The organism is Tateyamaria pelophila, from assembly GCF_019966495.1.
Lineage (GTDB): Bacteria > Pseudomonadota > Alphaproteobacteria > Rhodobacterales > Rhodobacteraceae > Tateyamaria > Tateyamaria pelophila.
Genome location: NZ_JAIMIA010000043.1, coordinates 1 through 13,965, shown reverse-complemented (window position 1 = coordinate 13,965; position 13,965 = coordinate 1). Strand labels below are relative to the sequence as shown.

At 59.6% G+C, this 13,965-nt stretch carries 13 protein-coding genes; 11 read left to right on the top strand and 2 right to left on the bottom strand.

The annotated features are described in order from the left end of the window. The first annotated feature begins 9 nt into the window (after positions 1–9). Together LC354_RS14230 and LC354_RS14225 are read left to right on the top strand one after the other, a co-directional pair. Complete coding sequence (locus tag LC354_RS14230; RefSeq protein WP_223424893.1) at positions 10–672, top strand: HAD-IA family hydrolase; 663 nt, start codon at positions 10–12, stop codon at positions 670–672. A gap of 82 nt (positions 673–754) precedes the next feature. Continuing rightward, positions 755–1,963, top strand: coding sequence for a DegT/DnrJ/EryC1/StrS family aminotransferase (locus tag LC354_RS14225; RefSeq protein ID WP_223424891.1), 1,209 nt, complete (start codon positions 755–757; stop codon positions 1,961–1,963). Here the strand turns inward: LC354_RS14225 and LC354_RS14220 are convergent. Beyond that, positions 1,936–2,370 carry a CreA family protein gene (locus LC354_RS14220; protein ID WP_223424922.1) on the bottom strand — a complete coding sequence of 145 codons (435 nt, stop codon included), beginning with the start codon at positions 2,368–2,370 and terminating at the stop codon, positions 1,936–1,938. The two genes, LC354_RS14225 and LC354_RS14220, sit on opposite strands and share 28 nt — an antisense overlap. 178 nt (positions 2,371–2,548) lie before the next feature. Here LC354_RS14220 and LC354_RS14215 point away from each other — a divergent pair, with 178 nt between their 5' ends. From LC354_RS14215 to LC354_RS14205, 3 genes are all read left to right on the top strand, one after another. Continuing rightward, positions 2,549–3,712 (top strand): isovaleryl-CoA dehydrogenase, encoded by a 1,164-nt coding sequence (locus LC354_RS14215; RefSeq protein ID WP_223424889.1) that lies wholly within the window; start codon positions 2,549–2,551, stop codon positions 3,710–3,712. Continuing rightward, positions 3,712–3,984 carry a hypothetical protein gene (locus tag LC354_RS14210; protein WP_223424888.1) on the top strand — a complete coding sequence of 91 codons (273 nt, stop codon included), beginning with the start codon at positions 3,712–3,714 and terminating at the stop codon, positions 3,982–3,984. Before LC354_RS14215 ends, LC354_RS14210 begins: the two co-directional genes overlap by 1 nt. A gap of 76 nt (positions 3,985–4,060) precedes the next feature. Next, positions 4,061–5,545, top strand: coding sequence for an AMP-binding protein (locus LC354_RS14205; RefSeq protein WP_223424886.1), 1,485 nt, complete (start codon positions 4,061–4,063; stop codon positions 5,543–5,545). 53 nt (positions 5,546–5,598) lie between these two features. On the opposite strand, the gene LC354_RS14200 is transcribed toward LC354_RS14205, so the two are convergent. Continuing rightward, on the bottom strand, positions 5,599–6,195 hold the full coding sequence (locus tag LC354_RS14200; protein WP_223424885.1) for an OmpW/AlkL family protein: 597 nt from the start codon (positions 6,193–6,195) through the stop codon (positions 5,599–5,601). Positions 6,196–6,341: 146 nt separating this feature from the next. On the opposite strand from LC354_RS14200, the gene LC354_RS14195 reads away from it, so the two are divergent. The 6 genes from LC354_RS14195 to LC354_RS14170 all read left to right on the top strand — a co-directional run bounded on the left by LC354_RS14195 (position 6,342) and on the right by LC354_RS14170 (position 12,564). Next, entirely contained in the window at positions 6,342–7,946 is a 1,605-nt protein-coding gene (locus LC354_RS14195) for a carboxyl transferase domain-containing protein (RefSeq protein ID WP_223424883.1), read from the top strand. Further along, on the top strand, positions 7,946–8,248 hold the full coding sequence (locus LC354_RS14190; RefSeq protein ID WP_223424881.1) for a hypothetical protein: 303 nt from the start codon (positions 7,946–7,948) through the stop codon (positions 8,246–8,248). The genes LC354_RS14195 and LC354_RS14190 overlap by 1 nt, the downstream gene beginning before the upstream one ends. Continuing rightward, positions 8,248–10,182 carry an acetyl/propionyl/methylcrotonyl-CoA carboxylase subunit alpha gene (locus LC354_RS14185; protein ID WP_223424879.1) on the top strand — a complete coding sequence of 645 codons (1,935 nt, stop codon included), beginning with the start codon at positions 8,248–8,250 and terminating at the stop codon, positions 10,180–10,182. The genes LC354_RS14190 and LC354_RS14185 overlap by 1 nt, the downstream gene beginning before the upstream one ends. Then, on the top strand, positions 10,179–10,844 hold the full coding sequence (locus tag LC354_RS14180; RefSeq protein ID WP_223424878.1) for a glutathione S-transferase family protein: 666 nt from the start codon (positions 10,179–10,181) through the stop codon (positions 10,842–10,844). Before LC354_RS14185 ends, LC354_RS14180 begins: the two co-directional genes overlap by 4 nt. Then, entirely contained in the window at positions 10,845–11,702 is an 858-nt protein-coding gene (locus LC354_RS14175) for a hydroxymethylglutaryl-CoA lyase (RefSeq protein WP_223424876.1), read from the top strand. A gap of 73 nt (positions 11,703–11,775) precedes the next feature. Further along, complete coding sequence (locus LC354_RS14170) at positions 11,776–12,564, top strand: crotonase/enoyl-CoA hydratase family protein (protein WP_223424874.1); 789 nt, start codon at positions 11,776–11,778, stop codon at positions 12,562–12,564. Positions 12,565–13,965: the final 1,401 nt, after the last annotated feature.

Below are 13,965 nucleotides of genomic sequence, written 5' to 3'. Positions count from 1 at the left end.
GGGGCACACATGACGGCAGTGATTTTTGATCTGGACGGGACTTTGGCGGACACGAGCGGTGATTTGCTGGCCGCAGCCAATCACTGTTTCCGGGATATGGGCTTGGGCGATGTGCTGGGTCCTGCGGATGCGGGTGTTGCCCTGCGCGGCGGGCGCGCGATGCTGCGGGCCGGTCTGATGCGTGTCGATCAGTTGGATGAGGCGATCATTGATCGGTATTACGCGACGCTCCTTGCGGCGTATGGCGCTGCCATTTCTGTGCACACCCGGATGTATGATGGTGCGATGGACGCGGTCGAAGTGCTGAAATCGCAAGGCTACAGCGTGGGGATTTGCACCAACAAACCCGAAGGACTGGCCGATCAGTTGCTGCGCGATCTTGGGGTGCGTGATGCGTTTGGCAGTCTTGTGGGGGCCGACACGCTGCCCGTGCGCAAACCGGATCCCGCGCCCTTGTTCGAAGCCACCCGGCGGCTGGGCCGCGATCCCAGGGCCTGCATCCTGATCGGCGACAGCGATACGGACCGCAACACGGCCAAGGCGGCCGGGGTGCCGTCGGTTCTGGTGACCTTTGGCCCGGCAGGGGGTGATATGGCCGCCTTGGAGCCTGAGGCATTGCTCGACGATTTTGCCGCCTTGCCCTCTGTCGCAGCGGCGCTTTTACCCCGCTGATTCTGCAAACGGCGCTTTCAGAGTTTGGAATGCGCACGGCGTGTCTTGACGTGGTGCCGGGTCAGCCGCAAAGCTTGCCATCATGACAGAGATATTCACCGGAAGTTTTACCCAGCAAGAACCGATTCCCGAAGCGGGGATCGAGGCCGCAATCGACGTTTTGCGCCATGGCCGTTTGCACCGCTACAACACCGCCCCGAACGAGATTTCGCACACGGCGTTGTTGGAGCAGGAATTCGCGGCCACGGTTGGCGCGAAATACTGTCTTGCTGTGGCGTCCGGCGGTTATGCAATGGGCACGGCCCTGCGGGCGGTCGGCGTCAAGCCGGGCGATAAGGTGCTCAGCAATGCGTTCACGCTGGCCCCTGTACCCGGTGCGATTGCGTCCGTGGGCGCTGTGCCGGTCTTTGTTGGCGTCACCGAAAGTCTGACGATCGATCTGGATGATCTGGCAACCAAACTGGATCAGGCCCGCGTTCTGCTGCTGAGCCACATGCGGGGCCATATCTGCGATATGGATCGTTTGATGGCAATGTGCGACGGCGCCGGCGTGGTCGTCATCGAGGATTGCGCCCACACGATGGGGGCCGCGTGGGACGGGGTGCCATCCGGCCGCCAGGGCACGATCGGATGCTATTCCTGCCAGACCTACAAGCACGTGAATTCGGGGGAAGGCGGTTTTCTGGTGACCGACGATCCGCATCTGGCAGCAACGGCAGTGATGCTGTCTGGCAGTTACATGCTGTTCGAGCGCCACCTTGCCGCGCCGCCCAAAGAAGCGTTTGCCGATCTCAAATACACCACGCCCAACATATCGGGGCGGATGGACAACCTGCGCGCCGCCATTCTGCGCCCTCAGGTGCAGGACTTAGCCAAGCAATGCGCCCGCTGGAACGAGCGCTACTATGCTTTGGAACAGGGATTGCGCGACACGCCGGGCCTGACAATCGTCGAACGGCACCCGAAGGAAACCATTGTCGGATCGTCCATTCAGTTCCTTTTGCTCGACTGGGCAAGCGCGGCGGTGCAAGACGTGATTTCGCGCTGCGCTGCGCGTGGGGTCGAATTGAAATGGTTCGGCGCACGCGAACCTGTCGCCTTTACCAGCCGCTATGACAGTTGGCGCTATGCGCCGTCGACACCGATGGAAGCAAGCGATCGCATATTGGCGGGCGTCGTCGATATGCGCGTGCCCCTGACCTTCAGTCTTGAGGACTGCGCACTGATTGCGCGGATCATCCGGAGTGAGGTGTCTGCCGTCTATCAGTTGAGCGCCGAGTCGGTATCGTAAAGCGGTACGGTCGAGATCGAAACCTTGGCTGAGCCGCGCGCGATGTCACGGGCATGTGCGACATAGATCAGTGTATTGTTGCTCTCGTCGAATATACGCTTGACCCGAATGCTCTTGAAGATGATCGAGCGGGACGCGGAAAAGACATTCTCACCATCTTTGCTGCGGTCGATGTCGCCCACGGTAACCGGGCCTGTCTGACGACACGCGATTGAGCTGTTGGAAGGATCTTCAAACCAGTTTCCATTGGCGAGGCGGTCGATCACGCCTCGATCAAAATAAGCGATATGGCAGGTGACACCGGCCACGTCCGGGTCCGATATCGCCTCGATCACGATATCATTACCGGACCAGTCCACGCCAATCTCGCCGACTTCCTCGGACAAGGCTGCGTGGGGCAAAGTCATCAAGGCGATCAGGGATGCACGTTTCAACACGGGTAAAATCCTTTTATTGGAGGGCAGTGCCGTCGTAGAGCAAACGCTCGTGCAATCCAAACGTTCCGTTGCAAGACAAAGACACTCGACACGCGGCGCGTCCTCTTCTATAATTGAACAAACGTTCATTAAAGCGGAGGGGCGCGAGATGTTCACCCAATCCATGCAGTTTGATCTCGGCGAGGATGTAAATGCCCTGCGCGATATGGTGCATCGCTGGGCGCAGGATCGGGTGAAACCGATGGCTGCGGATATTGACCGTTCCAACACTTTTCCGCCAGAATTGTGGCCGGAGATGGGAGAGTTGGGCCTGTTGGGCATTACCGTGCCCGAGGAATATGGCGGGGCTGGCATGTCCTATCTGGCACACACGGTCGCGGTGGAAGAGGTCGCAAGGGCCAGCGCCTCTGTCTCGCTCAGCTACGGGGCGCATTCGAACCTGTGCGTCAACCAGATCAAGCTCAACGGCACGCCCGAGCAGCGCGCAAAGTATTTGCCTGGCCTTGTGAGCGGCGCGCATGTGGGCGCGCTTGCCATGTCGGAAGCGGGCGCGGGGTCTGACGTGGTGTCGATGACGCTGGGGGCCGAAAAGCGCAACGACCGTTATATTCTGAACGGCAACAAATACTGGATCACCAACGGGCCTGACGCCGAAACGCTGGTGGTCTACGCCAAGACCGACAAGGACGCAGGCTCGCGCGGGATCACGGCCTTCTTGATCGAAAAGTCGATGACGGGTTTTTCCACGTCGCCGCATTTCGACAAGCTGGGTATGCGTGGGTCGAACACGGCCGAACTGATCTTTGACGATGTCGAAGTACCTTTTGACAATGTGCTGGGCGAAGAAGGGCGCGGCGTTGCCGTGCTTATGTCCGGTCTGGATTATGAACGGGTCGTCCTCGCTGGAATCGGCCTTGGTATCATGGCCGCCTGTCTGGACGAGATCATGCCCTACATGGCCGAGCGCAAACAGTTCGGCAAACCCATCGGGTCCTTCCAGCTTATGCAGGGCAAAATCGCCGACATGTACACGGCGATGAATTCCGCGCGTGCCTATGTCTACGAGGTCGCCAAAGCCTGTGATCGTGGTGATGTCACCCGACAGGATGCGGCGGCCTGCTGTCTTTATGCTTCCGAAGAGGCGATGAAACAGGCACATCAGGCGGTTCAGGCCATGGGCGGTGCCGGGTTCCTGAACGATGCCCCCGTGGCGCGATTGTTCCGCGACGCCAAGCTGATGGAAATCGGGGCCGGCACGTCTGAAATCCGGCGCATGCTGGTGGGCCGCGAACTGGTCACGGCGATGGGCTGATGCCACGCTCTGTCCTGATCACAACCGCGACGCTGGTAGTCATTGCCGCTTTGGGCGGGTTCTGGCTGGGGCAGCGTCAGGTGACGCTGGACGCCACCGGCGTGATCGAGGCCGTGGCGGCCATCCATGAGGATACCCATGGTGGCAATGCAAGCGACTGTGTCGGATGGCCGGGGAAAGGGCGCGTGGTGTTTCATGTGCGGTGCGCCGGTATGCTTTATGCCGTCGACCGCTTTGGACGGGTCGAGATTGTCTTGGAGGACGGAATTTGAGCTGCGCGTCGTGCGCCAAAGGCCGAATTCGCGACGCGCGCGACGATGTGGCGACCCCTAACAGGGGTGTGCCGGGATGATCCGAGCCGTTATCGCAAACATGGCCGCCCAGTGTTTTGCACAGCCCGGGGATAAATGTGCCATCATTGATCTTTCTGGAGATGCACGCGCGGATGTGACCTTTGACCGTTTGCAGGAGATGACAGACGGCATTGCCCGCACTCTGGCGGCGCTTGTTAGTCCCGGCGACCGGGTGGGAGTGCTGTTGGGGCAAACGCCATGGTGCGCCGCGTCCCATCTGGCGATCTGGAAAATCGGCGCAATTTCAGTCCCTTTGTTCAAGCTCTTCAAACATGATGCGCTGGCATCGCGGATCAAGGATGCTGGCATCGATCTGGTGTTGACCGATGCGGAGGGCGCCGCGTTGCTGGGCGATCTGGCAATTCCGATAATTGCTTCGGAGATCGGAGTTTCGGGTGATCCTGTTCCATTTGCGGACGCGACCGCAGACACACCTGCTGTTCTCATTTACACCTCGGGCACAACCGGAACGCCCAAAGGTGCGCTGCACGGGCATGGCGTACTGGCTGGGCATCTGCCGGGCGTCGCGCTCAGCCATGATGATCTGGGCCAACAGGGCGATTGTATTTGGACCCCTGCGGATTGGGCATGGATCGGCGGACTCTTTGATGTGCTGATGCCGGGACTGGCAATAGGTGTACCTGTGGTGGCCGCGCGCATGCCGAAGTTCAGCGTCGAAGACTGCTTAAAGATCATCTCGCAAGGTGCTGTGAAAAATGTGTTTTTTCCACCAACGGCCTTGCGGATGCTCCGGGCCACGGATGCACGGATCTCCGGGCTGCGGTCGGTTGCCAGCGGTGGCGAGCCGCTGGGCGCCGAGATGCTGGACTGGGGACGTACAGCCCTTGGTGTGACCGTCAACGAGTTCTACGGTCAGACCGAGTGCAATATGGTCGTCTCAAGCTGTGCGGCGCGTTTTGCAACGCCGCCCGGATATATGGGGCGGGCCGTGCCGGGCTTTGACGTGCAGGTGATTGACGATGCGGGTCGGCCGACCCCGGAGGAAGGCGACATTGCCGTGCGTCGCGGTGCGCCGTCCATGATGCTGGAATATTGGCAAAGGCCCGCCGAGACAGCCGCCAAGTTTCGCGGAGATTGGATGCTGACGGGGGATCGGGGCGTCCGGGAGGGGGCGGACATCCGCTTTATCGGGCGCGATGATGATGTGATTACCTCTGCCGGATACCGGATTGGACCGGCGGAGATCGAAGACTGTCTGATGACCCATCCGGACGTGGCGACCGTCGGTGTTGTGGGCAAGCCCGATGCGCTGCGCACGCAGATCGTCAAGGCCTATGTGGTTCGCAAACCGGGCGCTTCGGTGACAGAAGATGCGTTGCAAGCCTACGTCAAGGACCGGCTTGCAACCTATTCTTATCCAAGAGAAATCACTTTTCTCGAGGCATTGCCGATGACCGTCACGGGCAAAGTCATTCGCAAGGCGTTGAAGGCGCGCGCGGAACAGGAGGCAGCATCATGATGATGCCTCCTGCGGCGCAGTTTTACTCCGTCCTTGATCGAGATAACGCGGTTTCAGAACCGCCAGACATAAGCGAAGTTCAACACGAAGGGATCAATCTCCGCTTTGCCGATTTTGGTGCCGTTCAGCTTCACATCGCTGTCAATGTCGATCCAGCGCAGGTTGGCTCGGATGGCGGCATTGTCCGACAGGGCGTAATCCAGACCGACCTGCACCGCGACGCCCCAGCTGTTATCAATGTCGAGATCACCCAATGGCGAGCTTTCGTCGAAGAAGTAAGTGTAGTTCAGGCCTGCGCCGACATAGGGCTTCCAAGCACTTTGCGTTGGAAAGTGATAGTTGAGCGACAAGGTCGGCGGCAGGTGTTTGACATCGCCTGCGTCGCCGATCCCGGAAATATCGATGTCATGCTTGAAGGGCCATGCGGCCAGAAGCTCGATGCCGATATTGTCGCGCACGAAATACTCGGCGGTAAGGGTCGGGCGCACACTGTTGCCGACATCTGCTTCGCCCCCGGCAAGTGTCCCATTGTCCGATTTGGGCAAGACGGCTCCGACACCCAGACCGACGGTCCAGTCCCCTTGGGATTGGGCAAATGCGCTGGTCGTGGAAAGAAGACCGAAAAGTACTGCCACACAACATTTTTTCATGGTGATGTCCTCATGCGAATTAACATGCGCATTCTGCGTTGGCAGGTGAAAGCCCGCTATGATTTGGATCAATTGAACGCCTGTATTGGCGCAGAAAAACGAGGGGTCGATGGGCAAACCTCGGTTTGCTTGTGGAAAGGAATTGCATGAAACTGACATCGCAAGCGTTGACCGGATCAGAGACGTTCCGCGCAAATCGCGCGGCGCATTTGGATGCATTGGCTGAAATTCAGGCCGCAGCCGAAACGGCAGCCTTGGGTGGCGGCGAAAAGTCCCGCACGCGTCATACCGGCCGTGGAAAAATGTTGCCCCGTGACCGGGTTGCCAACCTGCTGGATCCCGGATCGCCGTTTCTGGAAGTGGGCGCCACGGCGGCGCATGGTCTTTACGGCGGCGCGGCGCCCTGCGCGGGAGTGATCGCGGGCATCGGTCAAGTGATGGGCCAGGAGGTCATGGTGGTGTGCAATGACGCCACCGTAAAGGGCGGCACCTATTATCCGATGACTGTCAAAAAACACCTGCGCGCCCAAGAGATTGCCGAGCAGAACAATCTGCCGTGCGTCTATCTGGTCGACAGCGGTGGCGCCAACCTGCCCAATCAGGATGAGGTCTTTCCGGATCGTGACCATTTCGGTCGCATCTTTTTCAATCAGGCGCAAATGAGCGCCAAGGGGATCCCCCAGATTGCCGTTGTGATGGGGTCGTGCACCGCGGGCGGGGCTTATGTGCCGGCAATGTCCGATGTGACGATTATCGTGAAGGAACAGGGTACGATCTTTCTGGCAGGTCCACCTTTGGTCAAGGCCGCTACGGGCGAAGTGGTCAGCGCCGAGGATTTGGGCGGCGGAGACGTGCACACGCGCCTGTCGGGTGTGGCAGACTATCTGGCCGAAGATGATGCACACGCGCTGGCTTTGGCGCGGCAGGCTGTTGCCTCTTTGAACCGGGCCAAGCCTGCAACGGTACAGTGGCAAAGCGTCGAAGAGCCCGCTTATGATCCGGAAGAGATTTTGGGTGTTGTGCCTGCCGATCTGCGCACGCCCTATGACATTCACGAGGTGATTGCGCGGATCGTGGACGGCTCGCGGTTTGATCCGTTCAAAGCCCGTTTTGGCGAGACGCTCGTCTGTGGCTTTGCGCACCTCAAGGGCTGCCCGGTCGGGATAATCGCCAACAATGGGGTGCTCTTCTCGGAAGCCGCTCAAAAGGGTGCGCATTTCATCGAACTGTGCAGTCAGCGGCGCATACCGCTCATTTTCCTGCAAAACATCACTGGCTTCATGGTGGGCCGCAAATATGAGAACGAAGGAATTGCGCGGCACGGTGCCAAGATGGTGACCGCCGTCGCGACGACCTCGGTGCCCAAGGTGACAATGCTGGTGGGCGGGTCATTTGGCGCTGGCAACTACGGCATGGCAGGGCGCGCCTATTCGCCCCGGTTCCTGTGGTCCTGGCCCAATGCGCGCATCAGCGTTATGGGCGGCGCGCAGGCGGCGGGTGTGTTGGCCACGGTCAAGCGCGACGCGATCGAGCGCGGCGGAGGCATGTGGTCGGCGGAAGAGGAAGCAGCATTCAAACAGCCCACGATTGATATGTTCGAGGAACAGGCGCACCCGCTTTATGCATCGGCGCGGCTGTGGGATGACGGCGTGATTGACCCGCGTAATGCCCGCGATGTGTTGTTCCTGAGCCTGTCGGCAGCCTTGAATGCCCCCATAGAGGAGACACGTTTTGGCGTGTTCCGGATGTGATGGAACGATTCCGTGGACAAGTGGATAGTTTTTTTGCGGTCGCTGACCGTGGGCTGGCTTTGTCTTTGACCAACATCGAAGGGATGCCAAGAGTGGGCATGACACTGCGGGTGGGGGAGCGCCTTTGCAAGGTGTTGGAACTGGGTCGCAATTCGACTGACGGGCAACCGGTTTCTTATCGATCTTGCCTGACTGGTGCGCCGACACCAGCCTATGGCTTCGTTGTCATTGAATGGAACGATGATTTTCCCGAGCCGGTGGAATTTAGAAAAATGTGGGTCGCCGAGGAGATGGTAAGCTGATGTTTGATACGATCTTGATTGCCAACCGGGGCGAGATTGCCTGCCGGGTGATGGAAACTGCCCAAGCCATGGGTGTCACCTGTGTCGCGGTTTTTTCTGATGCCGATGCGAGCGCCAAACATGTCGCGATGGCGGATGTCGCAGTGCATATCGGCGGTTCGGCCCCGGCCGACAGCTATTTGCGCAGTGACGTGATTATTCAGGCGGCGCTTGATACCGGCGCGCAGGCGATCCATCCCGGCTATGGCTTTTTGTCAGAAAACCCGGATTTCGTGGACGCGGTCGCGGCGGCGGGCCTCACATTTATCGGCCCGTCTGCGGATGCCATCCGCGCCATGGGGCTCAAGGATGCGGCCAAGGCGCTGATGATCGAGGCGGGCGTGCCGGTGGTGCCGGGCTATCATGGCCGGGATCAATCCGACGATCTGCTGGCCGATGAGGCCGCCAAGATCGGCTATCCGGTCCTCATCAAGGCTGTGGCCGGGGGCGGGGGCAAAGGCATGCGTCTGGTTGAAGACGCGGCGGAATTTGCCGCTGCACTGGAAAGTGCCCGCAGCGAGGCGCGCACGGCTTTTGGCAATGCGGACGTTCTTGTCGAGAAATTCGTAAGCCAACCGCGCCACATTGAGGTTCAGGTGTTCGGGGACGGGACACGGGCCGTACATCTGTTTGAACGCGATTGTTCTTTGCAGCGCCGACACCAGAAAGTGATCGAAGAGGCGCCGGCCCCCGGCATGACGCCCGAGATGCGTGCGGCGATGGGGCAGGCAGCGGTCATGGCGGCGGAGGCCATCGGTTATGCCGGTGCCGGGACAGTCGAATTCATCGTCGATGGCTCGGGCGCGTTGCGGACCGACGGGTTCTATTTCATGGAGATGAACACGCGATTGCAGGTCGAACACCCCGTGACTGAAGCCATTACCGGTGTCGATCTTGTCGCGTGGCAACTCCGCGTGGCGTCTGGCGAAGGATTGCCTGCACAGCAGGATGATCTGACGATCAGCGGCCATGCCTTTGAGGCACGGCTTTATGCCGAGGACGTGCCTGCCGGATTCCTGCCGTCGACGGGCACGCTGACCCATCTGGCATTCCCGAACGGTGCACGCGCTGACAGCGGCGTGCGGGCCGGGGATGTGATCAGCCCGTTCTATGACCCGATGATCGCAAAGGTTATCGTACATGGGCCCACCCGCGCTGTCGCGCTCAAGCGGTTGTCGCAAGCCTTGGCTGCAACCGAGGTGGCTGGAACCGTGACAAATCTGGGCTTTCTCGGTGCGCTGGCGACGCATGAAGGATTTGGCCGGGGCGAGGTCGACACCGGACTGATCGCGCGCGACATCGACGCGCTGACAGCTCCTGTCGACATCTCAGCACGTCACGCAGTCGCCGCCGCGATGGCCGTGTCCGGACTGGACGCGCCGACTATGATGACCGGATTTCACATGTGGCAACCCCTGCGCCGAACCGTGCCGCTTTCGCAAGGTGACGCGTTGCTGGACGTCCAGGTCGAGGTGCTTTCCGCGGACCGACAACGCTGGCAGGTGGATGGCGTCAAAGTGAATGCAGAGCGGATGCAGGGACGTTGGAGGATTGACGGGCTGTGGGCGCCCAATGTAGCCGTTTCTGGTACTGAGGTAACCGTGTTCGACGGTTATGGCATTCGATTCGAGGCTGTTGACGTTCTCGACGTGGCGGCAGGCACTGTCGGAGATGGCAATATCATCGAAGCCCCCATGCCCGGTTTGGTCAAGGCAATGTTGGCACGTCCGGGCGCACAGGTTGGCAAAGGGGACCGCCTTGCCGTATTGGAAGCCATGAAGATGGAACACGCACTGTTGGCGGCACGCGACGGCACAGTTGCCGAAGTGTTTGCGGCCGCGGGAGATCAGGTGACCGCCGGTGCTGCCCTGGTGCGATTGGAGGATGAAACTTGATAACACTGCATCACTGCCCGCAATCGCGTTCGATGCGCACCTTGTGGCTGCTTCATGAACTGGACGTTGATTTTCGCGTCGTCGTGCACCCGTTCGACAAGTCGCTGAGGCGCCCGGAATATCTGAGCCTGAGCCCTGCTGGTCGGGTCCCGGCCATTGAGATCGAAGGCGAACGGATGTTCGAGACCGGTGCGATTACCGAATATCTCTGTGAAAGGTTCAGCCCGGACCGTTTGGGCAGAAGTGTTTCCAGCCCGGACCGCATGGCCTGGCTGGTCTGGGTGCATTTTGCCGAAACCATCAGCCAGCACGCGGCCGCACTGACGCAGCAACACGTGATCTTGTACGAGGACGACATGCGCAGTCCGGTTGTGATGAAACTCGAAGCGGCGCGGATCGCAAAATGCTATGACGCCTTGGAAGCGCGCCTGTCGACCCCGGTGGAAAACCGGGACTACCTTCTGACTTCGGGCTTTTCCGCGGCGGATATTTCTGTCGGGCAGGCGGTTTACATGGCGCGGCACTTCACCCCGCTTGAGGGGCATCCAGAGGTCGCCAAATGGTATGAGCGGATCACGGAACGCCCCGCATTTCAGGCAAGTTTGCCAGGGAGCAGCGAACGGCTTTACGGTCAGGACTTCTATCCAGCGTGGGAGGCCTAGATGGTCGGTGCGGTCGAAATTTTTGAAGTGGGTCCGCGCGACGGGCTTCAGAACGAAGCGGGCGAGATTTCTGTCGCCGACAAGATCGCACTGGTGGATGCGCTGAGCGCCGCAGGCTTTTCCCGGATCGAATGTGCGAGCTTTGTCAGCCCCAAACGGGTGCCGCAAATGGCAGGCAGCGCCGAGGTATTGGCGGGGATCACACGGGCCAAGGGCGTGCGTTACGCAGCGTTGACGCCGAATATGCGTGGATTTGAGGATGCAAAGTCGGCGGGTGCAGATGAGATCGCTGTCTTCGGCTCGGCCAGCGAAGGGTTTTCCAAAGCCAATATCAATGCCTCGATTGAAGAGTCGTTCGAGCGGTTCGCACCGGTAATCGAGGCCGCGCGCGCAATCGACTTGCCGGTACGGGGCTATGTGTCTTGCGTTATCGAATGTCCCTATGACGGTATGGTTGAGCCTGCTGCGGTGGCCCGTGTTGCAGATCGGCTGTTTGCGATGGGCTGCTACGAGATCAGTCTGGGCGAAACACTTGGACATGGCACGCCGGATGCGGTTGCCCGGATGTTGCTTGCCGTGCGCAATGTGGTGCCGGTGGGGCGGTTGGCGGGTCATTTTCATGACACGTCCGGCCGGGCATTGGACAATATCGATGCATCGTTAAGCTTGGGGGTCCGGGTGTTCGATGCGGCTGTGGGTGGCTTGGGCGGGTGTCCGTTCGCGCCGGGTGCTGCCGGCAATGTCGCGACGGAAGCAGTCGTCACACATCTGACGCGGCTGGGCTATGAAACAGGCTTGTCTCAGCAGAAGATTGAGGCAGCAGCGGTGATGGCGCGCGCGATGCGTTCTTGCGCGTGACGGAAACCGACACGGTTTCCGGCCGATTTCCGTGCTGGAAATCGCCACAGCGGCACAGATAAGGGAGCACCTGATGGTCAAGACGATTTCCACCTTTGTCGATGCGCGTGGCGTGGCTACGCTGACGCTGGAGCGTGCGGACAAACACAATGCCCTCAGTGCACAGATGTTGGAAGAACTGACGCAAGCCGCCGCTGATCTTGGGTCCGATGACGCCGTGCGGGTCGTGGTCCTGACTGGCGCGGGCAAGAGCTTTTGCGCCGGTGGAGACCTGGAATGGATGCGTGAACAGATGCAGGCTGATCCGGCCACGCGCGCGCGCGAAGCGGCGAAGTTGGCATATATGCTACAGGCTCTGAACACGATGCCAAAGCCGCTGATCGGAGCTTTGCAGGGAAATGCCTTAGGGGGTGGTGTCGGAATGGCCTCGGTGTGTGACGTGGCCATCGGCGTCGATACACTGAAGATGGGATTGACCGAAACGCGGCTTGGCATCATTCCGGCCACAATCGGCCCCTATGTTCTGGCACGTATGGGCGAGGGACGGGCGCGGCGTGTCTTTATGTCGGGCCGCCTTTTCGATGCGAAAGAAGCTGTCGCCTTGGGATTGCTGTCATGCGCTGTCCCGGTGGGTGACCTGGCAGCCGCCGTGGAAGCCGAAGTCGTGCCTTATCTCACTTGCGCACCGGGGGCAGTTGCCGCGGCCAAAGCCCTGACGCGCAATCTGGGGCCACGCATTGATGCCGAAACCATTGCTATGACGATTGACGCCCTCAAGACCCGTTGGGAGACAGATGAAGCTGCCGAGGGCATTGGGGCCTTTTTCGAAAAGCGCAAGGCCGCCTGGATGCCGCAAAGTTGATAGCCGGTGAAGTGCGGGCGCTGTGGGCGTTTAAGCCTACGGTTTGATAGTGCGATCTTTTTTGGGAATGGAAGGAAGACGTATACACTCCCCGGTAGAACATTCAAAGGATGTCAGAAAAGGGACAAGTTCGTCACGGGGGGGCGCAACGTAGCTTTGTCCGGCAACAGATGCGAGCATGTGTGAGAGGGGGAGCACGCCGTCAGAGCGGCAATACAGTGATCCATTGGCGGGCAGGGCAGTGCAAGCAGTTTCCCGAAAATCGCAAGCTTCGTTCTCGGTACTGAGCAAGGAGTAGGGCATCTGTCCGAAGAATGTTGCGAGGTGGCGCATGCGAGCAACGGTGGGTATGCGAAGGCGCTGAAGGGCGCGGGCCTGCATGACGGGGCGGTCCCAGTCAACCCTACGGCCGGGGAAGGGTTTTTCCGTTGCTTGAAATGTCGACGCCTGCCTGATCCAAAGGCCATCGCGTCTCACGTCGCTTGTGCCCGGACAAACGCAACACCGCCAGAACTGGCCGCCGCCACCGGGCTGCCCAAAAGCGAGGAATGTTTCCTGCGCGGCTCAGCACCGATGAGTGCCGCACGGCCTTCAGAAAACCGAAGAAAACAAGTCTGCGGAATCAACCAGCAGCAGCATGATCGCCCGACACCGAAAAACGCTGACCACATCGGAAATCCGCCACCTGATCGCCCGCCACCTTCTGCAGTCAATTTCGACTGCGGTCCTCATTCGGGGCTGGTCACGATGGCGACCGCAACACCAAGCTTTCGCCGCTGCCGAACATCGAAAAAATCGTCCTGAATTGCTAACTGAAGTGCGATCCGGATCAACTTGGTGAACGCGGTGATTTATGGCACATGGGCAAATCCTTTCAGGGGAAAACCGGGAATAGTGCGAAAGGCATGAATTGAATTCACACGTGCGTCTCAGTCGGGTTCGCCATCACCCGTGATCCGGGGTTGGCATGGTACGTCGATGCCAGCGTGTTCACCCTGTGTATCGCGGTGTCTGCGCCCTGGGTCGTTGAGATCCGAAAGGCTCCGCCTTACTCATGATTTCCTAAGTTGTGGGCGCGTGGTTACATCGAGTAATATCGCTTGCACTGCAGGGTGCAGGGTTCTGATATCATGTTATTATCCTTGGAGCGCGTTGTGCGAGTTGATCTGTTGTCGGTGGACGGCTGTCTTTTCGGGCCATGGGGGCTAGGCAACTTCTGCTCTGTCCGAGTCATTGATTTTGGATGGCAGCCTAGTCCCATGATTCAGTCAATTTGCGGGTATAGGTGCATGAGCTTTGTTCTGGCATCCTCAGTAGTGAAGTGCCATTTGGTTATTGTCTGTGCGTTGTTTCGGTTTTGGAACCAGGCAGTGACTTCGGTTTCCAACGATGCTTGGTCAG